This window comes from Kitasatospora sp. CB01950, from assembly GCF_001905465.1.
Taxonomy (GTDB): domain Bacteria; phylum Actinomycetota; class Actinomycetes; order Streptomycetales; family Streptomycetaceae; genus Kitasatospora.
Genome location: NZ_LISX01000006.1, coordinates 1 through 21,953, shown reverse-complemented (window position 1 = coordinate 21,953; position 21,953 = coordinate 1). Strand labels below are relative to the sequence as shown.

The 21,953-nt window shown below is 72.6% G+C and carries 20 protein-coding genes; 9 read left to right on the top strand and 11 right to left on the bottom strand.

Annotated features, from left to right (window positions below):
• Positions 1 to 56: 56 nt before the first annotated feature.
• From AMK19_RS16970 to AMK19_RS16955, 4 genes are all read right to left on the bottom strand, one after another.
• Positions 57 to 2,651 carry a collagenase gene (locus tag AMK19_RS16970; RefSeq protein WP_241844445.1) on the bottom strand — a complete coding sequence of 865 codons (2,595 nt, stop codon included), beginning with the start codon at positions 2,649 to 2,651 and terminating at the stop codon, positions 57 to 59.
• Positions 2,652 to 2,815: 164 nt separating this feature from the next.
• Complete coding sequence (locus AMK19_RS16965) at positions 2,816 to 3,733, bottom strand: LysR family transcriptional regulator (protein ID WP_073812556.1); 918 nt, start codon at positions 3,731 to 3,733, stop codon at positions 2,816 to 2,818.
• A gap of 181 nt (positions 3,734 to 3,914) precedes the next feature.
• Entirely contained in the window at positions 3,915 to 4,412 is a 498-nt protein-coding gene (locus AMK19_RS16960; protein WP_198953365.1) for a GNAT family N-acetyltransferase, read from the bottom strand.
• An 18-nt stretch (positions 4,413 to 4,430) separates the two neighbouring features.
• The gene (locus tag AMK19_RS16955) at positions 4,431 to 5,186 is read right to left on the bottom strand and encodes a PIG-L deacetylase family protein (protein WP_073812553.1); all 756 of its coding nucleotides are present in this window, start codon (positions 5,184 to 5,186) and stop codon (positions 4,431 to 4,433) included.
• A 43-nt stretch (positions 5,187 to 5,229) separates the two neighbouring features.
• Between AMK19_RS16955 and AMK19_RS16950 the strand changes: the two genes are divergently transcribed.
• From AMK19_RS16950 to AMK19_RS16920, 7 genes are all read left to right on the top strand, one after another.
• Entirely contained in the window at positions 5,230 to 7,248 is a 2,019-nt protein-coding gene (locus AMK19_RS16950; protein ID WP_158071914.1) for an FtsX-like permease family protein, read from the top strand.
• A 35-nt stretch (positions 7,249 to 7,283) separates the two neighbouring features.
• A complete protein-coding gene (locus tag AMK19_RS16945) occupies positions 7,284 to 7,574 on the top strand; it encodes a hypothetical protein (RefSeq protein WP_198953352.1) in 291 nt (96 codons plus the stop codon).
• A gap of 576 nt (positions 7,575 to 8,150) precedes the next feature.
• On the top strand, positions 8,151 to 10,895 hold the full coding sequence (locus AMK19_RS38085; RefSeq protein ID WP_073812550.1) for a sensor histidine kinase: 2,745 nt from the start codon (positions 8,151 to 8,153) through the stop codon (positions 10,893 to 10,895).
• Entirely contained in the window at positions 10,892 to 11,329 is a 438-nt protein-coding gene (locus AMK19_RS16935) for a roadblock/LC7 domain-containing protein (protein ID WP_073812548.1), read from the top strand. The genes AMK19_RS38085 and AMK19_RS16935 overlap by 4 nt, the downstream gene beginning before the upstream one ends.
• A 47-nt stretch (positions 11,330 to 11,376) precedes the next feature.
• Positions 11,377 to 11,733, top strand: a complete 357-nt coding sequence (locus AMK19_RS16930; RefSeq protein ID WP_143200268.1) for a DUF742 domain-containing protein — start codon at positions 11,377 to 11,379, stop codon at positions 11,731 to 11,733.
• Between the two features lies 1 nt (position 11,734).
• Positions 11,735 to 12,298, top strand: coding sequence for a GTP-binding protein (locus AMK19_RS16925; RefSeq protein WP_073812542.1), 564 nt, complete (start codon positions 11,735 to 11,737; stop codon positions 12,296 to 12,298).
• A 39-nt stretch (positions 12,299 to 12,337) separates the two neighbouring features.
• A complete protein-coding gene (locus AMK19_RS16920; RefSeq protein WP_073812540.1) occupies positions 12,338 to 13,471 on the top strand; it encodes an FAD-dependent monooxygenase in 1,134 nt (377 codons plus the stop codon).
• A 63-nt stretch (positions 13,472 to 13,534) separates the two neighbouring features.
• On the opposite strand, the gene AMK19_RS16915 is transcribed toward AMK19_RS16920, so the two are convergent.
• The 4 genes from AMK19_RS16915 to AMK19_RS16900 are packed head-to-tail and all read right to left on the bottom strand — an operon-like array spanning position 13,535 to position 16,867.
• Positions 13,535 to 14,422 carry an SAM-dependent methyltransferase gene (locus tag AMK19_RS16915; RefSeq protein WP_073813031.1) on the bottom strand — a complete coding sequence of 296 codons (888 nt, stop codon included), beginning with the start codon at positions 14,420 to 14,422 and terminating at the stop codon, positions 13,535 to 13,537.
• Positions 14,423 to 14,424: 2 nt separating this feature from the next.
• On the bottom strand, positions 14,425 to 15,183 hold the full coding sequence (locus AMK19_RS16910) for a cysteine hydrolase family protein (RefSeq protein WP_443135017.1): 759 nt from the start codon (positions 15,181 to 15,183) through the stop codon (positions 14,425 to 14,427).
• Positions 15,180 to 16,307 (bottom strand): isocitrate/isopropylmalate family dehydrogenase, encoded by a 1,128-nt coding sequence (locus AMK19_RS16905; protein WP_073812538.1) that lies wholly within the window; start codon positions 16,305 to 16,307, stop codon positions 15,180 to 15,182. The genes AMK19_RS16910 and AMK19_RS16905 overlap by 4 nt, the downstream gene beginning before the upstream one ends.
• 29 nt (positions 16,308 to 16,336) lie before the next feature.
• Positions 16,337 to 16,867, bottom strand: coding sequence for an EF-hand domain-containing protein (locus AMK19_RS16900; RefSeq protein ID WP_073812536.1), 531 nt, complete (start codon positions 16,865 to 16,867; stop codon positions 16,337 to 16,339).
• Between the two features lie 395 nt (positions 16,868 to 17,262).
• Here AMK19_RS16900 and AMK19_RS16895 point away from each other — a divergent pair, with 395 nt between their 5' ends.
• Positions 17,263 to 18,699 carry a glyceraldehyde-3-phosphate dehydrogenase gene (locus AMK19_RS16895; RefSeq protein WP_073812533.1) on the top strand — a complete coding sequence of 479 codons (1,437 nt, stop codon included), beginning with the start codon at positions 17,263 to 17,265 and terminating at the stop codon, positions 18,697 to 18,699.
• A 110-nt stretch (positions 18,700 to 18,809) separates the two neighbouring features.
• Here the strand turns inward: AMK19_RS16895 and AMK19_RS16890 are convergent, their stop codons facing one another.
• Entirely contained in the window at positions 18,810 to 19,412 is a 603-nt protein-coding gene (locus AMK19_RS16890; protein WP_073812531.1) for a CGNR zinc finger domain-containing protein, read from the bottom strand.
• Positions 19,413 to 19,585: 173 nt separating this feature from the next.
• Between AMK19_RS16890 and AMK19_RS16885 the strand changes: the two genes are divergently transcribed.
• Entirely contained in the window at positions 19,586 to 20,350 is a 765-nt protein-coding gene (locus AMK19_RS16885; protein WP_073812528.1) for an MBL fold metallo-hydrolase, read from the top strand.
• Positions 20,351 to 20,389: 39 nt separating this feature from the next.
• On the opposite strand, the gene AMK19_RS16880 is transcribed toward AMK19_RS16885, so the two are convergent.
• Together AMK19_RS16880 and AMK19_RS16875 are read right to left on the bottom strand one after the other, a co-directional pair.
• Complete coding sequence (locus AMK19_RS16880) at positions 20,390 to 20,575, bottom strand: hypothetical protein (RefSeq protein WP_073812526.1); 186 nt, start codon at positions 20,573 to 20,575, stop codon at positions 20,390 to 20,392.
• A gap of 49 nt (positions 20,576 to 20,624) precedes the next feature.
• Complete coding sequence (locus AMK19_RS16875) at positions 20,625 to 21,620, bottom strand: hypothetical protein (RefSeq protein ID WP_073812523.1); 996 nt, start codon at positions 21,618 to 21,620, stop codon at positions 20,625 to 20,627.
• Positions 21,621 to 21,953: the final 333 nt, after the last annotated feature.

The window sequence follows — 21,953 nt, the reverse complement described above, 5'->3', positions numbered from 1 at the left end:
GGCAGTCGTGGCCTGGGGGGGCCGCGACTGCCCGTCATTGGGTGGGGGATCTGGGGTCAGAACTGGGTGGCGACGGTCACGTTGGTGAAGTCGGTGGCGGCGTAGAGGCTCAGGTAGCGGTAGCCGGCCGTGGGGTTGGTGACGGTGATGGACTGGGCGGTGGAGTTGGGGGTGGTGGAGGAGGCGGTGAAGGCGCTCGGGGAGGCCCAGGTGGAGTCGTTGTAGTACAGGTACGCGGTGCCGGTGCCGCCGGTGGTGGTGATCTTCAGGGTGCTGGTGCCGGCGGGCAGGTAGACGTACAGGTAGTCGACGTTGCCGGCGGTGCGGGTGCGGCCGGTGCGCTGGCAGTTCTGGCCCATCGCGTCGGCGCGCTGGTCGGTGCAGGTCGGCAGGGTGGTGCCGCCGCCGCTGCCGGTGGTGATGGTGACGCCGGCCGGGGTTGCGGTGGAGCGGCCGGTGGAGTCGGTGACGGTCAGGGCGACGGTGTAGGTGCCGGCCGCGGCGTAGGTGTGCGACGGGTTGCGCTCGTCGGAGGAGCTGCCGTCACCGAAGGTCCAGTGCCAGGAGACGATCTTCGCGGGCGAGTTGGTGACCACGGAGCGGTCCGTGAGGTTCACCGTCGCGCCGTTCACCGACTGGTCGAAGAGCGCGGTCGGGCCGGTGGCGAAGCACGCGCCGGCGGCGCACTGGTTCAGCCAGGCGTCGAAGTCCGCGTCGTAGGAGGTGCCGAGGCCGTTGTAGACCGCGTACCCGCCCTGGTAGTCACCGGTGCGGAAGTGGCCGAGCATGTTGTAGACGTCCGCCGGGTGCTTCTCCATCATGTAGCGCACGGCGAGGTAACCCCACGGGTAGACCCGGGTGGAGTCGGAGTTGTTGTACGTGTTCTGGAAGATCGTGCTGAGCTTGTAGGTGTGCTTGGCGGCCTCGGTCATCGCCTGGGTGTCGGTCACACCCCGGTAGCCGTACGACTCGTACTCGGCGAGGCCTTCGATCCACCAGATGTCCGGGACGGACGTCTCGGTCTTGAAGTTGCCCTTCATGTCGTAGATGTTGTCGAGGTAGTGCGTGTACTCGTGGTTGAGGTTCCACACGTTGCCCGGGAAGTCGTCGTTCCACGACTTCTGGTACATGATCGCCACCGGCTTGTTGGCCGGGTCGGTGGGATCCATGAGGGTGACGCCGCCGTTGTCGGTGGCGTTGTTCCAGATCGCCCACGAGTAGGTCTGGTAGTCGGCCGCGCTGGCGAACACCGGCAGGTCCAGGGTGGAGCCGTACTGGCCCGGGATCGGGCCGTTGTCCTTGACCAGGTTGTGGAAGTACGCGTCCTCGCCGCGCAGGCTCTCGCACACCGGCTGCAGCTGGGCGACCGTCAGGGCCTGGGCGCGCAGCGTCTTGTTGTCGCAGACCAGGACGTTCGGCAGCACCGCGTCGATCAGCTTGTTCGGCAGGTCGCAGATACCGAACGTCGCACACTGGGCGCGGTTGAACTCGTTGGACTGGAACGCCGCGTGCACGTACAGCGGGCCGCCCGGGCCGGCGATCGGCGTCGAGTCGAGGATCTGCTTGATCAGCGGCCGGGTCGCGGCCTCGACGGTGGGGCTGTCGCCGGACATCCGGGCCAGGTCGTTGCCCGCGTTCACGTCCAGGAAGGAGTTGCCGGTGCCCAGCAGGTCCTTGTGGTTCAGGGTGAAGTTGCCGAGCGTGGTGATCAGGCTGGTGTCGGCGTTCAGCGCGTTGACGAAGTCCGGGTTCCAGTTGGCGCGCCACAGCGGGGCGAACAGCACCGCGTTGACCGCGTTCACCATCTTCGGGTACGCGTTGTAGCTGTTGTTGTAGCCGTTCAGCACCTGCTTGTACGTGTTCAGGTAACTGGCCTGGATGTTGGCGCTGTCGGTGAGCACCAGGACGTCGTACAGCACGATGCCGTTGGCGTCCGAGACGTCCGTCCAGTGCTGCCCGGCGAAGAACGTGTCCAGGCCGGCCTTGGTGGCGGCGGTCAGCGTCGAGTCGTAGCTGCCGACCGCGTCCGCGTTGTACGACTGGACGTAGTAGCCGGCCCGCAGGAACTGCACCAGCTGCAGGATGTTGGCGTTGTTGGTGCCGTCGTACGTCGCCGCCAGGGACTTGAAGGCGGCGGCGACGGTCAGCATGTTCGCCTGCTTGAAGATCGCGCCGGCGTCGGTGCCCGTCACGTTGTACAGCGTGCCGATGCAGGCCGTGGTCGAACCCTTGACGTACGCCACCAGGTCCGCGCCGGAGCGGCTGCCGAAGTCGGCCGGGGTGCAGGTCTGCGCGGCCAGCGAGCCGGCGAGCGCCTTCGGGCCGGCCTGCTGCTTCGCGGCCGGACGGGGCGTGGTCTGGACGGTGGTGCCGGCCGGCTGACCCATCACCACCTGGCCGAGCAGGGCCGGCGGCAGCGGGGCGGAGACCGGAGCGTGGGACTCCGGGGCGGCCGCGACGATCGGGCCGAGCGGCTTGGGGACGGCGCCGCCGGGAGCGTTGCGGTCGGCGGCGGCGGACGCGGCCTGCTGGGCGGACACGGCCTTCGGCTGTGCGGGGGTGGCCGCGAAGGCGGGGGCGGGCAGCAGGGTGGCTGCCGTCGCACAGCCGGCCAACAGGCCGGCCGCCAGCGCGGGGAGGGATATGCGCACGCGCACTGCTTCTCCTGTGGGGGAGTGCTGGGGGAGGGGGGAAACACGGTGGAGCGCATGAATCGTGGCACCGGAGCGAGGGTCAGAACAATGTCACAGGTCATATGACATTGCACTGGGGCGGCATAACACCGGCGGGGAGTTCTTGGCGTCCGGGGATGCCGTCAGGCCCGCGGCGGACGGAACGTCCGGCCCGCCCAGGCGTGCAAGTGCGGTGCCCCGGCGGCGAGTTCGCGGTAGGCGGCGGTGGCGGCGCCGAACAGGGTGTCCGCGAGCGCCGGACCGAGAGTGGCCCGGCGCCACAGCATCACGTACCGCAGCCAGAGCGGCGCGCCGAGCAGCGGCTTGATCACCGTTCCCGGGTTGGGCGGCGTGCTGGCCGGGACGAGCGCCGTACCCAGGCCGGCCGCGACCAGGTCGAGCACCTCCTTCCTGCCGTACGGGAGTTGATGCGCGGTGGCCGGGGTGAAACCCGCCGACGCGCAGGCCGCCCGCAGGGCGGTGCGGTCGGCGGTCGGCAGCAGCCAGGTCTCGGCGGCCAGATCGGCGAGCGCGGGTTCGGCGTGGTGGCGGAGCGGGTGGGTGGCCGGCAGTGCGACGAAGACCGGCTCGGTGGCGAGGGCGCGCGCGGCGAGTGTGGGCGTCGGGCGCAGACCGGACTCGGGATGGTCGAGGGTCAGCGCCAGATCGAACGGCTCGTCCGGGGCGGAAGGGAGGGCGAAACGCAGCTCCGGGTGGAGCTGGCGGGCGCGGGCCAGCGTGCCCGGCAGCAGGGCAGAACAGTCGACCGCGACCCGCAGCTCGCGGTGCGGGCGGTTGCCGCCGACAGCGACGGTGTGGCCCAGTCGATCCACCCGGGACAGCACCTCGCGGGCGGCGGCGAGGACCTCCGCCCCGAACGTCGTCGGCACGACACCGGTCGCCGTTCGATCGAACATGACGGCGCCCAAGTGTCGCTCGATCCGCCGCAACTGAGTACTGGTGGCCGGCTGCGACGCGCCGATGGCCACCGCCGCCCGTCCCACACTCCCGGTGTCGGCGATCGCGCACAGCACCCGCAAGTGCCGCAACTCCAACTCCACGGGTCGGCCCTCCCTTGCCTGCGGCGGGCAGTGTAATTTCACACGCAACATGTCAGATGGTGCCGATCACCTTCTCTGCTGGTCGATGCCACGTCAAGTGCGGAGGTGCCGGGGCGGGCGGTGCGGGGGTCGCTGCGCGGGCGGTGCGGGGCTCACTGCGCGGGGCTCGCTGCGCGCGCGGTCAGGCGGTGGTGAAGGAGATCCAGGAGTCCGGGGCGAGTTCGGGGCGGCCGGGGACCGGGCGGAGCTCCTCGGTCCAGGCAGTGCCGGCGAGGCGGGCAGCGGCGGTGCGCCAGAAGCGGGCGGCGGGGGCGTTGGCGTCCTGGAAGGCGATCTGCCAGCGGCCCGGGTGAAGGGCGACGATCTGCCGGACGGCATGCAGGCCGAGGCCGGAACGTCGTGCGCCGCGGACGACGAAGAAACTGTTGAGCCCGCGGACGGGGCCGGTCAGGCCGCGGACGAAGGCGAAGCCGACGGGGGCGTCGGCGTCGGCAGTCAGCAGGTAGGGGGCCCAGTCGGGATCGGAGAAGGCCAACTGGAGCCAGCCGTCGCGGAAGGAGCCGTCCGGGTTGGGCAGATGGCCGCGGAACTCCGACAGGTCGTGGCTGAACATCAGCCAGAGCCGCTCCACGGCGGGGCGGTCGGCGGCGTCCGCACGGCGGACGGTGAGGGCGGGCAGAGGGGTCATGTCGATTCTCTAGCAGACGCCTCGGGCCGTCCGCCGCTCAATTGCCAACGGGTGAGGCTGGTACCACTCCGTCCCCATCAGCAGCTCGCGGACGGCGGGCGGGGCCGCGGCGAGGCGGCCGGGGAGGGCGCCGCGGACGACCTCGGAGCGGTGGGCGAAGACGGCGGCGAGCTTGCGGGGGAGCCGCGGCGTGACGTCCAGGGACTCGACCGTGGCGTCGGGGACGCTGTACGCGGTGCGGCCGGGACGCAGCAGCAGATGGCCCAACTCCGCTGCGGCGCTGTGCGGGTGGGTGGCGAGGAGGAGGCGGCGGATCGGCCAGGGATCGCCGAGCTCGGGGTACAGGCCGGGCAGGGCCGCGGCGTGGACGGCGAGTACCGTCAGGCGGTGGGTGTGCCGATGGTCGGGGTGGCCCGTCAGGCCGCCGTACGCGTCGTGGGTGACCACCCACTCGGGTCGGAACTCCCGTAGGTGCCCGACCAGTTGAGCCACGGACTCCTCCATCGGGGCGTCCAGCAGCCGGGCCCGCCCCGGCGCGGAGTCGGGGACCTTGGCGTCCGCCCAACCAAGCAGCCGGGGCTTCCCCGCCCGCAACTCGCCGAGCGCCCGCGCAAGTTCGGGAATCCGATGGGTCCCCTCCGTCCACGTGGCCGTCACCACGCCGGTCCGGGCCCCGGACTCGGCGTGCCGGGCGAGCAGGCCGCCGGCGGAGAGGGATTCGTCGTCCGGATGTGCGAACACGCCGAGCACGCTGGGGAGTTCCATGCCGTACCGCCTTCGTCCTGCGGGATGTCCGTTCGTCCGCAGGGTGTCCGGTTCGTCCCCGAGTGAAACCGCACCGAAGGGGGAGTCGGGCCGCGCGCTGGTTGGGCTGGCCGGCACCACCACCGGCGCGGACGTGATCGGCATCCAGGTCGAGGACGGCACGGACCTGCCGGCGCTGGCCGACCGCGCCAAGGACCTGCTGGGCGGGTCGCGGGCCGACGACAGCGAACCCTCCGGGGCCGTGGTCCACACCGGCGATGCCCGGGCCGAGGTGGAGTTCTTCGGCTTCCACGGACCGGCGGACGGCCTCTCCTCGCTCGCCGGGACGATGGGCGTGCTGTCGCTGCTGGTCGCGGCCTTCCCGGTGGCGGGGACGCTCGCGCTCTCCGTCCAGCAGCGGCTGCGCGAGACGGCCCTGCTCCGGGCGGTCGGCGCCACCCCCGGACAGGTACGGCGGATGATCGCCGCGGAGACGCTGGTGCTGACCGTCGCGGCGGCGGTCGTCGGCGTCCCGCTGGGGATCGGCCTCGCCGCCGTGCTGCGCACGGAACTGGTCGACCGCGGCGTGGTCGGCCCGGGCGTGCCGCTGCACGTCGGCCCGACCGCCCCGCTGATCGTCCTCGGCGTCGTGGCCGTGACCGCGCAGCTGGCCGTTCGGGCCGCCGCGCGCCGGGCCGCCGCGGTCGACCCCACCCGGGCGCTGCGCGACGCCGCCGTGCCCCCGTCCCGGCCGGGTCCGGTCCGGATCGCCCTCGGCCTGGCGACGCTGGGCGTGTGCGGTGCGGTGCTGACCGGCTCGGCGGGGAGCCGAGGCGGGGCGGGCACGGCGGAGGGCATGGTGCTGGCGCTGCTGCTCGGCGTCGCGCTGCTCGGGCCGCTGATCGGTCGGCTCGCCGGTGCGGCGATCGGCGGGCCGGTGGGCCGGCTCTTCCCGGTCGCGGGCTTCCTCGCCTCCGCCGCGCTGCGGTCCCAGTACCGGCGCTTCGCCGCCGCCGTCACCCCGCTGGTGCTGGCGGTGGCGTTCACCGGCACGGTGCTGTTCGTGCCGGTGGTCAAGGCGCAGGCCCAGCTGGCCGAGGACGGCCGGCGGCTGCTGGCCGACCAGGTGGTCCAGGCGGACGGCATCGGTCTGCCGCCGGAATTCGTCGGCGCGGTACGGCAGTTGCCGGGCGTCGCGGCGGTCGGCGCGATGGTGCCCAGCGGGGTGGTGGTGCATGGCCGCACCGGAAGCCCCAGCGCCTGGGCGGACGCCCGGATCGTCGACCCGCAGGACCTGGAGCAGCTGGTCGACCCGGGGGTGACGGCGGGCTCGTTGCGCGAGCTGCGTGGCGAGTCCATCGCCCTGGGACGGCGCGCGTTCGAGAAGCTCGACACGCACCTCGGCGGCACCGTCCGGGTCGAGTGGCAGGACGGCACCAGCAGCAGGGCCACGGTCGCCGCCGTCTACGACCGTGACGTCCGGTTCGCGGACGCCCTGCTGCCCGCGGAGTTCGCCGCCGCCCACACGCGGGTCCCGCTCGCGCCGACCGTGCTGGTCCGCTCCGAGCCCGGCGTCGACCCCGGGCAGCTGGGCGAGGGGCTTCGGCGCCTGCGCGCCGACCATCCGATGGCGCGGTCCATCGACCGGGCCGCCTACGACGCGGAGCGCCGGCGGCAGCAGGAGTCGGCCACCGCGGTCGGCCGGCTGCTGCTCGGGGTGATCGGCCTGTTCGCCGCCATCGCGGTGGTCAACACGCTGGTGATGCGCACCGCCGAGCGGCTGCGCGAGTTCGCGCTGCTGCGGCTGGTGGGTGCGACGGACCGTCAGGTGCTGCGGATGATGGCATGGGAGGGCGGGATCACGGTCGCCGTGGCGCTCGTCCTCGGTGCTGCGGTCGCGGCTGCGGTCCTGATCCCGGTCAGTCTCTCGCTCACGGGCGCCGCCGCGCTGTCGCTGCCCGCGGGTCCGGTGGCCGCAGTGCTCGGCGGAGCCGCCGTACTGGGCGTCGGCACCGTGCTGCTCACCAGTCGGCCGGCGCTGCGCAGGGATCCGGTCGAGGCGCTGGGCGCGCGCGACCAATAGCCGGACCCGCGCCCGGAGGGAACGGGAGCCGACCGGTGCCGATCCGGATCTGCGAGAACGGCTGGCCGACCGGGCCCGGACGGTCGGAGCAGGCCCAGGCCCGGACGCTGGAGACGGTGGTCCGGACGGTCGCCGGGCAGGCGGCGGCGCTGAACCTCGACGGGTACACCCTGTTCGCACTGCGCGACGCCGACAGTCGCGGCGACACCCTGTTCCACGGCTTCGGCCTGCTGCGCGACGACCACACCCGCAAGGCCGCGTTCGAGGCCTACCGCCGGCTGATCGCCGAGCTCGGACCGGCGACCCGGCGCGGGAGCGGCTGCTGACTGGTCAGTAGGTGAGCCGATGTCAAGATCCCGACAGGGGTGAAGGCGTCGACCGATACCGGCGATTCCCGGACGGTTCGGGACGATTCAGACCGTTCATGTCCGGTTTCCGTGAAGTTGTGACAGGGGCAATGCACAGCGTGGTGAGGGGAGCGCTAGACTCCGAAAGGCTCGGCCGGCGGCCCTGACGGATGGTTCGCGGGCCGTTCCGGCACCGGTCAGGGCCTCAGTTCCGGTGCGGGAACGGGCAGTTTGCGCGAGTCGATGCCGACCGGCAGTGAACAGCAGCCGAACCACGGGGAGTTGATCTCCGGGTGGCTCATCGTGCCTGGTCGGCACGGGTGTTGGGACACCGCGGTGGTGCCGTGCGGGCACCGAGCCGCCATGGCGGCTTTTGGGCTGTTATGGGGGTGATACTAAGATCCCTCCGTCAGAGTCCTCATCAGATTCGACCAGTTCTGAACGACTGGCGTCGTCTCCAAGGAGAATGCCCTGCGCACGCGCGCCCCTCGGCGGATTATCACGGGCCGGCTTTCGCTCCGGGCGACCCTGCTCGTCCTGGCCATCGTTCCCGGTGTGGCGCTGGCCGCCCTCTGGGCGGTCACCAGCGGACAGCTCCTGCTCGACTTCCAGCGACAGGCCGCTCAGGGCCTGCTCGCCCAGGAAGCGGGCCAGCCGTCCAACATCGTGTACTACAACCTGCAGGAGGAACGGCGCCTCAGCGCCGAGGTCCTCGCCTCGCACACCGGCGTCAACGAGGCGCTGCGCACCCAGCGCGCCAAGACCGACGAGGCCGTCCAGACCTTCCAGAAGCTGTCCGGCGTCGCCGCCGACAGCGCACCGGCCGAGGTCCGCGACGCCGTCCGCGAGGCCCGCTCCGCGATCAACCAGCTGCCCGCGCAGCGCGCCCTGGTCGACAGCGGAAGCGACCAGCAGCAGGCCACGGTGTACACCTACTACACCGACCTGATCGCGGTGGACCTGCGGCTGTTCGCGGCCCTCAGCCACGTCGACAACGGCCGGATGACCACCATCTCGCAGCCCCTCGTCGACCTGTTCTGGGGCAAGGAGATGATCTCCCGCACCGACGCCCTGCTGGCCCGCGGCTGGCCCACCGGGTCGCTGAACGTCGACGACTACCAGCTGCTGCGGCAGTCCATCGCCGAGCAGGAGTTCCAGTTCGGCACCAAGGTCGTGCCCAGCCTGCCCGCCGACCAGGCCGCCATGTGGCAGCAGATCACCGGCAGCCAGGCCTGGCAGGCCAAGACCCGCGCCGAGCAGGACCTGCTGAAGCCCACCGCGCCCGACCGCGGCGGCCGGATCGCGCTCGGCACCGACAAGGACGCCTGGCGGCAGGCGATCGACGCCGTCAACCCGCCGCTGGTCGGCCTGCTGGAGTTCCGCACCGCCGCAGTCGTCGAGGAGGGCAAGAGCAGCATCATCAGCCTCGCCCTGCGCCTGGTCCTCACCAGCGTCGTCGGCCTGATCGCCGTCATCGCCGTCGCCATCTCCACCTGGCGCCTGACCCGCACCCTGCGCCGCCGCATCAGCTGGCTGCAGAAGCAGGCCGAAGAGCTGGAGAACTCGCTGCCCGAGGTCGTCGAACGCCTCGGCAACGGCGAACAGATCGACGTCGAGGAGCACGCCCGCGCCATCGCACGCGACCCGTGGGCCCGCACCGAGGACGAACTCGCCAAGCTCGGCGAGGCCTTCAACCTGGCCCGCACCAGCGCCCTGCAGGCCGCCGTCGCGCAGGCCGAGCAGCACCGCGCCTACGAGCGGCTGCTCCAGCGCATCGCCCGCCGCACCCAGCTGCTGATCGGTCAGCAGCTGAAGAAGCTCTCCGAGTTGGAGCGCAAGCACGAGGACCCGGAGATCCTGGAAGGCCTGTTCGACCTCGACCACCTCACCGCGCGCCTGCGCCGCTACGAGGAGAACCTGGTCATCCTGGCCGGCGGCGCCCCGCACCGCCGCTGGCGCAAGCCCGTCCCGCTGCTGGACGTGATGCGCGCCGCCCAGGGCGAGGTCCAGGACTACCGACGGGTCGTCATCGACCTCGACGGCAGCCCCTGGCTCTCCGAGCGCGCCGTCGGCCCGGTCGCCCACGTGCTCGCCGAGCTGATCGAGAACGCCCTCAGCTTCTCCCGCCCGCCGAACCCGGTCGAGGTCCGGGCCGGCCGGGTCAGCCGCGGCGTCGCCATCGAGGTCGAGGACCGCGGACTCGGCATGGACGACGACCAGATCGACGAAGCCAACGCGCTGATGACCCGCCCGCCCAAGGCCGACGTGCTGGCCCGCGGCGACGACATCCGCCTCGGCTTCTACGTGGTCGCCCGGCTCGCCGACCAGAACGGCCTGCGGATCGAGTTCCGCCAGTCCGCGTTCGGCGGCACCCGCGTCGTCGTGCTCGTCCCCGACGAGCTGATCGTCCCCGACCCGACGGCCCGCCCGACCCTGGTCGCCGCGCCGCCCACCGGCGGTCTGCCCACCCGCTCCCGCGGCCAGGCGCTGGCCGGCGTCACCGGACTCACCGGGACGCCCGAACGGGACAACGCGCTGCTCGAACTGCACGCCGCCCCCGAGGAACTGCCGTACCCGCCCGTCCAGGACCCGTTCGGCGCCGCCGACCCGTACCCGCTGCCGCAGCACGAGCCGTTCGGCCGGCCCGTCGAGCAGCACGGCACGCCCGGCCACGAGCCGCAGGCGTTCCCCGCCGCGCTGCCGCCCGCCGAGTACCATGCCGCGCCGTACGGCAGCCCGACCGGCGAATCGCCCTACGGCGCCCCGACCGGCGCGGTCGCCCCGTACGGGCTGCCGAACGCCGGGCTGCCCGCGCCCTACCGGCCCGAGCCGGCGGCGTACGAGCCGACGGCCGGCGACAACCGGCCCGGCCGGCCCGCCCCGTTCGAGCCCGCCCCGTTCGAGCCCGCGCAGGCCACCCCGTTCCCCGCCCCCGGGACGTACCCGGCCCCCGCCCCGACGGTGCCCGCCCAGTACGTGCCGCTCGCCCCGGCCCTGCCGGGCGCCGAACCGCCGCTGCCGCGCCGCATCCGCCAGGCCAGCCTGGTCGACGAGCTGCGGATCGACCCGGCCACCGCGCCGGCCGCCCCCGCCCCGCCGCGCTGGGACGAGAACCCGCTGTTCCGACCGGCCCCCCGACGGGCCGGAGCGGCGGTCGGCGCGTTCCAGCGGCGGTCCAGAGAGGCGCGGGCCGGAGCCGACCGGCCGACCGCGGACACCACGCCGCAGTCCGGCGAACGGCCCGAGCCCGGCGACACCTGGAACACCCACACCATCCCGACGAGAGAAGACCGGTCATGACGCGCACAATCGGCACCCACCAGGACCTCGACTGGCTGCTGGACGGCCTGGTGGACCAGGTGGCCGGGACGAGACTCGCCGTCCTGCTCTCCGACGACGGCCTCGTGGTCAGCCACTCCCGCTCCATCGACCGCTCCGACGCCGAGCGCCTCGCCGCCGTCGCCACCGGCCAGCAGAGCCTGGCCCGCGGCGTCGGCCAGCTGTTCGCCGGCGGCCCCGTGCACCAGGTCATCGTCGAACTCGCCGACCTGTGGCTGTTCGTCATCTCCGCCGGCCAGGGCACCCACCTCGCCGTCGTCGCCTCCCAGGACGTCGACGCCGAGGTCATGTCGCTGGCCATGCACAACCTGGTCCAGCAGGTCGGCCAGAAGCTCTCCACCCCGCAGCGCGGCGACTTCGACGCGTTCGCCGCCCGGGGCGGGCAGCGCGGGTGAGCCCGTACTGGGAGGAGGACGAGGAGGCGGACGACGGCGCGGACAGCATGGTCCGCCCGTACACCATCACCGCCGGACGCACCGCGCCCGAACGTGACGACTTCACCCTCATCACCCTGCTGACCACCGTGTCCGAGCCGGTCGACGCCTACGGCGCGCCGGCCCGGCCGGGCCGGCTGCAGCCCGAGCACCGCATGATCCTCGGCCGGTGCCGCACCCCCGCCGCCGTCGCCGAGGTCGCCGCCGACCTCGACCTGCCGGTGTCCGTGACCAAGATCCTGCTCGGCGACCTCGTCGAACAGGGCCTCCTGACCGCCCGCGCCCCCCTCTCGGTGGCCCGGGCCTCGGGCGGCGCCGACCGCGGCCTGCTGGCCGCTGTACGTGAGGGACTGAGGAGGCTCTGAGATGACGACCACCCAGGCGGGCGCCGCCGCGGTCAAGATCCTGATCGCCGGCGGCTTCGGCGTCGGCAAGACCACCCTGGTCGGCGCCGTCAGCGAAGTCGCCCCGCTGCGCACCGAGGAGTACCTCACCACCGCCAGCGTCGGCGTGGACGACCTCTCCGGCGTCGACCAGAAGACCACCACCACCGTCGCCCTGGACTTCGGCCGCATCACCGTCAGCCCCGAGCTGGTGGTGTACCTGTTCGGCACGCCCGGCCAGGAACGCTTCTGGTTCATGTGGAACGACCTGGTCAACGGCGCGCTCGGCGGCGTGGTGATCGCCGACACCCGCCGACTGGAGAGCAGCTTCGCGTCGATCGACTTCTTCGAGAGCCGGACCATCCCGTTCGTCGTCGCGATCAACTGCTTCCACGGCGTCAACACCCGCAGCGACGACGAGATCCGGGCCGCGCTCGACCTCGACCCGCACGTGCCGATGCTGGTCGGCGACGTCCGCGACCGGACCTTCGGCCGGGACGTGCTGCTCGCCCTGGTCGACCACCTGATGGCGCTGCCGGTCGGCTGACCCCCTCCGAACTCCCCCCGAAACCACCGGAGAAGACCCATGGCAACACCCCTGCGCGTCCTCGTCCACGGCGGCGGCATAGGCGGCCTCGGCCTCGCCGTCGCACTGGCCCGCCGCGGCCACACCGTCGAGATCGCCGAGCTCCGCGAGCAGTTCGACGCCCTCGGCGTCGGCATCATCCAGCCCTCCAACGCCCTGCACGTGATGCGCGAACTCGGCATCCTCGACGCGTGCCTGGCGGTCGGCTACGAGTGGGAGGTGCTGACCATCTGCGACACCGCCGGCAACCCGCTGGCGAAGATCCCGCAGCCGCGGATGGACGACGCCCCCGCCAACAACGGCATCCCGCGCCCCGCGCTCGCCCAGGTCCTCGGCCGGGCCGCCACCGAGGCCGGCGCGACCGTCCGCTTCGGCACCACCATCGCCGACCTCACCGACGACGGCGAGGGCGTGGACGTCACCCTCTCCGACGGCACCACCGGCCGCTACGACCTGGTCGTCGGCTTCGACGGCATCGGCTCCCCGCTGCGCACCCGCCTGTACGGCGACCGCTTCAGCCCCGAGTACACCGGCTTCGCCAACTGGCGCGTCACCCTGCCCCGGCAGGACGAGGTCCAGGGCGTGGTGATGAGCACCGGCAACGTGGCCGCGAAGGCGCTGCTCACCCCGATCACCCAGGAGCTGATGTACCTGGGCTCCGTCGTCGCCGAGGACGAGGACTTCCGTCCCGACCCGGAGCGCGCCCACGAGCAGCTCAAGGAGCGCCTGGCCGGCTTCACCGGCCCGGTCGCCGAGGCCCTCGCCGCCGTCACCGACCCGTCCGCCGTGGTCTACTCGCGGATCTCCCAGGTCACCGTCGACGCGCCCTGGCACGTCGGCCGGGTGGTGCTGGCCGGCGACGCCGCGCACGCCTCCACCCCGCACCTGGCGCAGGGCGCCGCGATGGCCGTCGAGGACGCCCTGGTGCTCGCCCAGGAACTCGACGCCGCCGACACGGTGCCCGCCGCCCTCCAGGCCTGGGAGGACCGCCGCCGCCCGCGCGCCATGTTCGTCCAGGCGCTGTCCCGGGCCGTGCTCAAGCAGGAGACCGGCACGCCCACCACGCCCGAGGAGGACGAACTCCTCAAGATCGGCATCCCCGGCGCGGCGCACGTGCTGGTGAAGCCGTACTGACAGCCCCGCCCAACAGCGAAGGGCGGCCCGGCAGTCGACGCTGCCGGGCCGCCCTTCCGGCGTTCAGCGGCCCTTGACGCAGGTGACCCAGCGGTTCGCGGCCAGCGCGTCGTCCGGCTCCGGGCGCGGCGCCCGCGGCAGGCCCGCCCCGTGGTCGAACGGCGTGCGGACGGACACCGACCAGCCGAGCGAGCCCAGGCGCGCCGCGGTGTCCGGACGCCGCCCGGGCGCGAACAGCGCCAGCAGGTCCACGCCGATCCGGTTCCGGGCCGCCGAGTACACCGGACTGGCCCGCACCGTCGCCGCCTCCAGGCCGAGCTTGACCTCGTACGCCAGCGTCGAACCCGGCGCGCTGAGCGTGTCCAACGCCTCCACCACCTGCTGCTCGGCCTCCGCCGGCAGGTACAGGAACAGGCCCTCCGCGAGCCACGCGACCGGCAGCCGCGGATCGAGCCCCGCCTCCGTCAACGCCTCCGGCCACGGCTCGCGCAGATCCACCGGCACCGTGCGACGGCAGGCCGACGGGACGGCCGTCAGATCGTCCAGCACCCGCTGCTTGAACGCCAGCACCTCCGGCCGGTCCAGTTCCCACACCGTGGTGCCGGGCGGCCACGGCAGGCGGTACGCCCGCGAGTCCAGCCCCGCGCCGAGCAGCACCACCTGGCGCACCCCGGCCCGGACGGCCGTCAGCAGGTGCGCGTCCAACACCCGGGTGCGCAGCGCGAAGTAGCTCGCCAGCCGGCCCCACAGCGGGTCGCCCGGGGCGACCTCGTCCGGGTGCAGCGGCCAGTCGGCGCAGCCCTGGTCGGCGCGGACGAAGTGCTCGGCGAAGCGGTCGACGGCCAGTGCGTCGGGCCGGCGGGCCTCCAACGCGCGGGCGTGCGCGACCAGCAGGGCGGTGCGGCCGACGCCGGCGGTGACGCCCGGGTCGTCCAGGACGGTGGCGGTCATCGTCACGACTGGCCCGCCCCGGCGCTCGCGTCGGCCGACTCCGGAAAATCCGACGACCCCGGCATCGTGGCGTCCTCGGGCAGCTCCGGCAGCTCGGGCAGGGTGAAGGGCTGCCCGTCGTCGAGGTCGGTGATCCGGGCGCCGTACACCCGCGCCATGAAGCGCAGGACGTCCTGGTCGGTGAGGTGCAGTGCGGCCGTGCAGTCGCGGAGCACCGTGAGGTGGAAGCCGCGCTGGAAGGCGGTGCGGGCGGTGGAGTCCACGCACACGTCCGCGAACAGGCCGGTCAGCACCAGGTGCTGGATGCCGCGGGCGCGCAGGTGCGGCTCGAACGCCGGGTCGAGGAAGGCGTCGAAGCAGGCCTGCTTGGTGAACACCGCCTCGCCGGGCCGCGGCACGGCGGCGTGGAACTCGGCGCCCCAGCTGCCCTCCAGGCACTTGGGGCGCTTGCCGAGCGCCGCGTCGCGCCGCCGCCAGGCCGGCCCCTGGAGGGCGACGTCCCCGAGGAAGCGGACGAACAGCACCTCGACGCCGAGCGCGCGGGCCCGGTCGACGGCGGTGGCGGTACGGGCGGCGACGCGGGCCAGCCGGGCCGGGTCTCCGGGGAAGCGGGCGGCGGCGACCGGGCCCGCGCAGAAGTCGTTCTGAAGGTCGACGACCACCAGGGCCGTGCCGGTGGGGAGGTTCATCGTCGGCGTTGCTGTCATCGAGGTGGTTGTCGAGGCGATCGGGGTGGTGGTCGGGGTGGTGTCGGGGCTCATCGGGCGCCCGCCCGGTCGGTGCCCGAGGCGGCGGTGATGCGGCTCGCACCCGACCTGGCGGCGGGTACGAAGGGCTTTAACGCGACGCTGAGCTCCTTGAGCACCGCGTCCACCGTCTCGGTGGTGCCGGTGGTGCCGCCGAGGTCGGGCGTGCGCACCCCGCGGGCCTGCGCGGCGGCCAGCGCCGTCTCCACGGCGGCCTCCGCGCCGGGGCAGTTCGCGTGGCGTTCGGCGATCCGGGCGGCGGCCCGGATCGTGGCGACCGGGTTGACCGTGTCGAGGCCGGCCAGGTCGTCGGCGGAGCCGTGCACGGTCTGGTACTCGGTGAGCCCGTGCAGCTCCGGATGGAGGTGCACGTTCTCGGTGCAACGATTCTCCTGCCGCTCCGAGCCGTACCGGTCGAGCAGCACCACGTGCATGATGTCGGCCCACTCGTTGCCCGCGACCAGCACGGTGCGGTCCTCGGGGCCGTGGGTGATCAGGTTGCGGTTGACGGTGTCGGGCTGGAACAGCGCGATCTCGATGCCGAGTTCGGCGGACAGCTCGGCGCGCCAGTCGTCCAGCGCGCCGTCCAGCAGGTGGAACTTGTACGCCATCTGCACCCGGGCGGGGCCCTCCGGCCACAGGTCGCGGGCCCGGCGGAGCGCGTAGCGCACCACCTGCCCGGTGACCTCGCGGCTGAACTCCATGGTCCGCACCACCGTGCCGGGGGTGTGCTGGTTCTCGCCGGTGTAGAAGCCCTGCGCCTGGTCGCGGACCAGCAGCAGCCGGGCGCCGTTCGCGGACAGCGGTTCGACCTTGACGGCGGCCAGCCGCCGGCGCACCAAGTACAGCGACTGGGCGTTGATCGCGGTGCGGAACACCGCCCGGACGCCGGCCGCCGCCTGTTCGCGGCAGAACCGCTCGTAGTGCTCGGCGTCCAGCGCGGTCAGGCGGGCGATCTCGGCGGTGTCGGCGCACTCGGCGCGCAGCGAGACGTACGAGTGGTAGAGCCGAGGTGACCGCACCAACTCGGCCTCCACACCGTGCAGTCGGGTGATCCGGCGGAGCACCCGCTCGAAGACGGGGGCGAGGTCGGGTCCGGTGCCGCGGCCTACGGCCAGGGCAATGAGCGGTGCGGTCAAAACGGGCTCCTTCACAACGGGTGGAGAGGTCAGACCGGGTTCGCGACCAGGCGGTCGCCGGCGATGCCGACCTTCTCGGGCGAGTAGTAGTCGCGAATGCCCTGGGCCCATACCCCGACCGTGATCCGATCGGTGGCGTCCGGGGCGAAGGCGTCGAACAGGGCCTCGATATTGGGCTTCTCGAAGCCGATGGCGGTCATCAGGGCAAGGAAGCGCGGCCGTTCGATCAGGCCGTCGCCGTCCGGATCGCCGAGCTTGGCCAACGCGTCGGCGAACACGGCGGCGGTGGCGCCGAACAGCTCCGGGTTGAGGACGAAGCCGCGGAACTCGGTGGGGGTGACCAACCCGTCACCGTTGACGTCCAGCGTCTTGGCCATCACCTCCCAGTAGTTGTCGATGCTGTCGGCCAGCGCCTGCCGGTCGGCCTCCGCAGAGTCCTCCGCGACGTCCAGGACGCGCTCGCTCATCAGAGCGAAGTCCTCGGCGTCGAGCACCCCGTTGCCGTTGGCGTCGAACAGGGTGAACACCAGCGCGGCCCGCTGGTAGGCCAGGTGTGGCATGGACGGCCGTCCCTTCCTCGCGGCGGCCCGGCCTCGGACGGCCGGACCTGCACCCCGGTCACGGGCGGCCGCCCGGCCGGGGCTCCCACTCTCCTCCATCCACAAACCCCAAGTGGCCGAAAATGACGAGACATCACCCCGTGGGGTGACGAATTCGACGTGGGTGACCTTGGTCACGCGCCGTGAAGGCCGAAATTGAGCTGATGCGGCGTCAGATTCGGTACCGAGCTGCACCGGAGCGGGCGAGGAGTGCCGGCGGTGTGGCCGCGATCACGTCCCGGCGGCCTCCCGGCGGGATACCACCGCTGGTCAGCGGGGGGACCACCCCGCCGCCGAGGGTGCCGCCGAAGCTAGCATGGGGGCGCCTAGCTCGGCCTACCCTCGAAAGTTGAATTGTGACTGTCAACGACGACGTGTTCACGGACTGGAAGAACCGCGAGGAGCTCGCGGAGTCGATGATCCCGATCATCGGGAGGCTGCACCGCGAGCGGGACGTGACCGTCCTGCTGCACAGCCGTTCCCTGGTGAACAAGTCGGTGGTCAGCATCCTGAAGACCCACCGCTTCGCCCGCCAGATAGCCGGCGAGGAGCTCTCGATCACCGAGACCTTCCCGTTCCTGCAGGCGCTCGCCGCCCTCGACCTCGGCCCGTCCCAGATCGACCTGGGCCTGCTCGCCGCCGCCTACCGCGCCGACGACCGCGGCCTGAGCGTCGCCGACTTCACCGCCGAGGCGGTCGCCGGCGCCACCGGCGACAACAAGCTGGAGCGCCAGGCCCCCCGCGACGTGGTCCTGTACGGCTTCGGCCGCATCGGCCGCCTGCTGGCCCGCCTGCTGGTCGAGAAGACCGGCGGCCTGCGCCTGCGCGCCATCGTGGTCCGCAGCGGCGGCCCCGACGACCTGGTCAAGCGCGCCTCGCTGCTGCGGCGCGACTCCATCCACGGCCAGTTCCAGGGCACCATCACCGTCGACGAGGACACCAACACGATCGTTGCCAACGGCAACGCGATCCAGGTGATCTACTCGAACGACCCCAGCGAGGTGGACTACACCGCGCACGGGATCGACAACGCGATCCTGATCGACAACACCGGCCGCTGGCGCGACCGCGAGGGCCTGTCCAAGCACCTGCGCCCCGGCATCGCCAAGGTCGTGCTGACCGCCCCCGGCAAGGGCGACGTCCCGAACATCGTGCACGGCGTCAACCACGACACCATCAAGCCCGACGAGCAGATCATCTCCTGCGCGTCCTGCACCACCAACGCGATCGTCCCGCCGCTGAAGGCGATGGAGGACGAGTACGGCGTGCTGCGCGGCCACGTGGAGACCGTCCACTCGTTCACCAACGACCAGAACCTGCTGGACAATTACCACAAGGCCGACCGTCGCGGTCGTTCCGCGCCGCTCAACATGGTCATCACCGAGACCGGTGCCGCCTCCGCCGTCGCGAAGGCCCTGCCCGACCTCAAGGCGAAGATCACCGGCAGCTCGATCCGCGTCCCCGTGCCGGACGTCTCGATCGCCATCCTCAACCTGCAGCTGGCCCGCGAGACGACCCGCGAGGACGTCCTCGACCACCTGCGCGAGGTGTCGCTGACCTCCCCGCTGAAGCGACAGATCGACTTCATCGACTCGCCCGACGCGGTCTCCAGCGACTTCATCGGCTCCCGCCACGCCTCCATCGTGGACGCGGGCGCGACCAAGGTCGAGGGTGACAACGCGATCCTCTACCTGTGGTACGACAACGAGTTCGGCTACTCCTGCCAGGTCGTCCGGGTCGTCCAGCACGTCTCCGGCGTCGAGTACCCGACCTTCCCGCGGCCGGCTGCGTAACGCCTGCCCGGTGTGCTTGCGGACCCCGTCCGGCCCCTGTGGCCGGGCGGGGTCTGTTTTTTGGGTCCGGGCGGGGTCCGTTTTTTCAAGTACGGGCGGGGTCCGTTTTTTCAACTCGGGTTCGCGGCACGCTTCTTGGCGTAGGCGCGGGCGGCGCGGACCCGGTCGCCGCAGCGGGTCGAGCACCAGTGCCGGGCGGCGTGGGTGCGGACGAAGAACCGGGTGCACGGGGCGCCGCCGCAGGCCGCGAGCCGCCCGGCATCCGGGCCGGTGAGCAACTCGGCGGCGTCGGCGGCGAGTTGGGCCATCGCCCGGTCGGCGATCCGGTCCGCCGGGTGGGGGAGCGCGCGGTGCAGGCCGCGCTCGGCGTCCCAGTGCAGGAGGGGCGCGGACGGGGTGGCGGTGAGGGCGGCGTTGACGGCCGCGAGGGCCTCGGGCGGGGCGGGCGCGTCGGCCGTCCTCGCCCCGATCAACTCCCTTACCGCGCCCCTCAGTCGGTGCAGGCGGTCGGTGCAGGGGCGGTACAGCCGGCCGCCGACCGGGGCGAGGTCGTGGCCGAGCAGCCAGGCGGTGGCCTCCTCCGGCGTGCCGAGCAGGTCGAGCGGGCCGGTGGGCAGGCTGAGCAGCGAGTTGGCGAAGTCGAGTGCCGGATGCTGCTCGGCGCCCGGGGCGGGGGTGTGGGGGGTGGTGGGGCGCTGACTCATGGTCCTCATGCTAAAGGGCGGCGTTGCGCGTGAGGAGATCTGTCGCGCTGTCCCCCTGTCCCCGAGTCGACAATCCCCTTCCCCCGCCCCCTCTCTCTCACGGGAAAGCTTGCGATTTTCCATGATGGCCCGTTAGATTCATCTCACGGTAAAACTTCCACTCTTCCGTGAGGTGTCCTGCCATGACTGCTGCCGTTCCTGCCGTTCCTGCCGTTCAGGTTTTCGGAGGCCCCACCGCGCTGATCGAGTACGCCGGCCTGCGCCTGCTCACCGACCCCACCTTCGACGCCCCCGGCGAGTACCCGCTCCCGCGCGGCGGCGCCCTGGTCAAGACCCACCCCGGCAGCGCCGACCCGGCCACCCTCGGCCCGATCGACGCCGTCCTGCTCTCCCACGACGAGCACCCCGACAACCTCGACCGCAGCGGCCGCACGTTCCTCGCCGACGTCCCGCTCACCCTCACCACGGTCGGCGGCGCGGAACGCCTGGGCGGCACCGCGAAGGGCCTCGCCCCTTGGCAGAGCGTCGAGTTGACCGGCCCCGCCGGCGACCAGGTCACCATCACCGCCGTCCCCGCCCAGCACGGTCCCGACGGCTGCGAGCCCGTCACCGGCGAGGTCATCGGCTTCGTCCTGACCGCCCCCGGCCTGCCCGTCGTCTACGTCTCCGGCGACAACGCGTCCCTCGACGTCGTCTCCGGGATCGCCGAACGCTTCGCCCCCGTCGACACCGCCGTCCTCTTCGCCGGCGCGGCCCGCACCGGCCTGTTCGACAACGACCTCCTCACCCTCGACAGCACCCGCGCCGCCGAAGCCACCCGCATCCTCGGCGCCCGCCGCGTCGTCCCCGTCCACTTCGACAGTTGGGCCCACTTCACCGAGGGCCGCGACGCGCTCCTCACCGCGTTCGCGGCCGCCGGCCTGTCGGACGTCCTCGAACTGGCCTGACGCGGTTCTGCTCCGCCTGGCCGGCGAGGTGACGCGAGGTCACGGCTGCCCGCCGAGCCCCAGCTTCTTCACGCCGGACGGGGAGAAGATCATGTGCGAGGCCCAGCCGTGGTGGACGGCCGCGATCTGGGACGGCACGGGCGTCACCGGACGGGAGGCGATTCCCCGCGACCAATTGCTCAGCAGGCCCTCGGTGGTGTCGACCGCGGCGACCACCATCGTCACCCCAAGATTCCCGTCGCCCCACGGCAGGAGGCACCGACCGGATCGCGGGTCAGCCCGACTTCAGGCGGTCCATGAGACCGGCGACGCCGTCGACCCGGCGGTAGGGCTTGAACGCCGGCGCGAGCTCGCGTACCAGGGTGACGCAGCGTTCGGCGCCGATCCGGGTGGCGAGGTCGAGTGACCGGTTCGCGACCGTGACGGCCTGTTCGACCTCGCGGGCATGCAGGAGGCTGCGGGCTTCGTAGGTCAGGAAGATCCCTCGGGTCTTGTCGCGGGAGCGGGGCAGCAGGCTCATGCCCTCGTCGATCCGGGCGTGTGCCTCGTCGGTGCGGCCCAGGTCGAGCATGCACTGACCGGAGTCGACGGCCAGGTCCGCGGTGCTCATCCACTGACACCAGGCCGGGGCCGGGTCCGGGCTGTCGGTCAGCAGGGCGGTCTCGGCGGCGGCCAGGTCACGGTGGCAGTCGGCGGCGACTCCGAGGGCGGCGTGCGCGCGGGCGCGGCGGAGGTGGAGCAGGGAGCGGGCGGTGGGGTGCCGGGTGTGGACGAGTGCCTGGCTGAGCGGTTCGACGGCGGCGTCCGGCTGGGCGAGCCAGATCGACTGGTAGGCGAAGTCGGAGAGGACGCCGGCGCCGAGGTCGCGGTCGCGGGCGGCGTGCGCGTTGGTGAGGGCCGCGTTCCAGAGCTTGCCGGCCGCGTAGTGTCGGCCCTGGTCGAAGCGGTGCCAGCCGCAGGTGCCGGCCAGGGACGCGGCCAGCAGGTGGAGCCGCCGGCCGACGGGTTCGGAGTACCGGCCCTGTTCCAGCAGGTCGGTGACCGTCTCCAGTTGGGCGTCCATCAACTTCGCGGTGTGCTGCCGCTGTTCGGTGGGCAGGGCGACGAGCTTGGCGCTGGTGTCCTCCATCCAGTCGACCAGTTCCCCGTCGACGTGTCTGCCGTGCATGGCCGCGGTGAGCCGGTCGGGTTCGAGGGCGGCCCACTGGGCTGAAAGCCCGGCCAGTGCGAGCGCGCTGAAGGTCATGAAGGTGCGGCGGCGATGGTCCATTGCGGCTCTCTGTGCGTCTCGAAGTGCGTGGACGGTGAACGCCGATCCGAGCGGCGCCGGCTGGTCCTGGCCGGGCAGCCAGCGGGGCCTTGCCGGTGCCACGGGCCAATCCCGCCATCGACGGTAACCGTGAGCGTACTGCGCGTAAGCGGGCTCCACTCCTCGTGCACCGACAAGTTCCTTCGCGCATCTTGCCGACCTCGCGCTGAACTGCATGCGGGTGCGGCTCACCAGGCTGGAGGAGGGCAGGTCGGGGTGGCAGTGGGGGGTGTCAGAATGCGCGGGACGAGGTGGGTCGGGTGAGGAGGCGTTGGTGGTGGCTGGTGGGGGGGG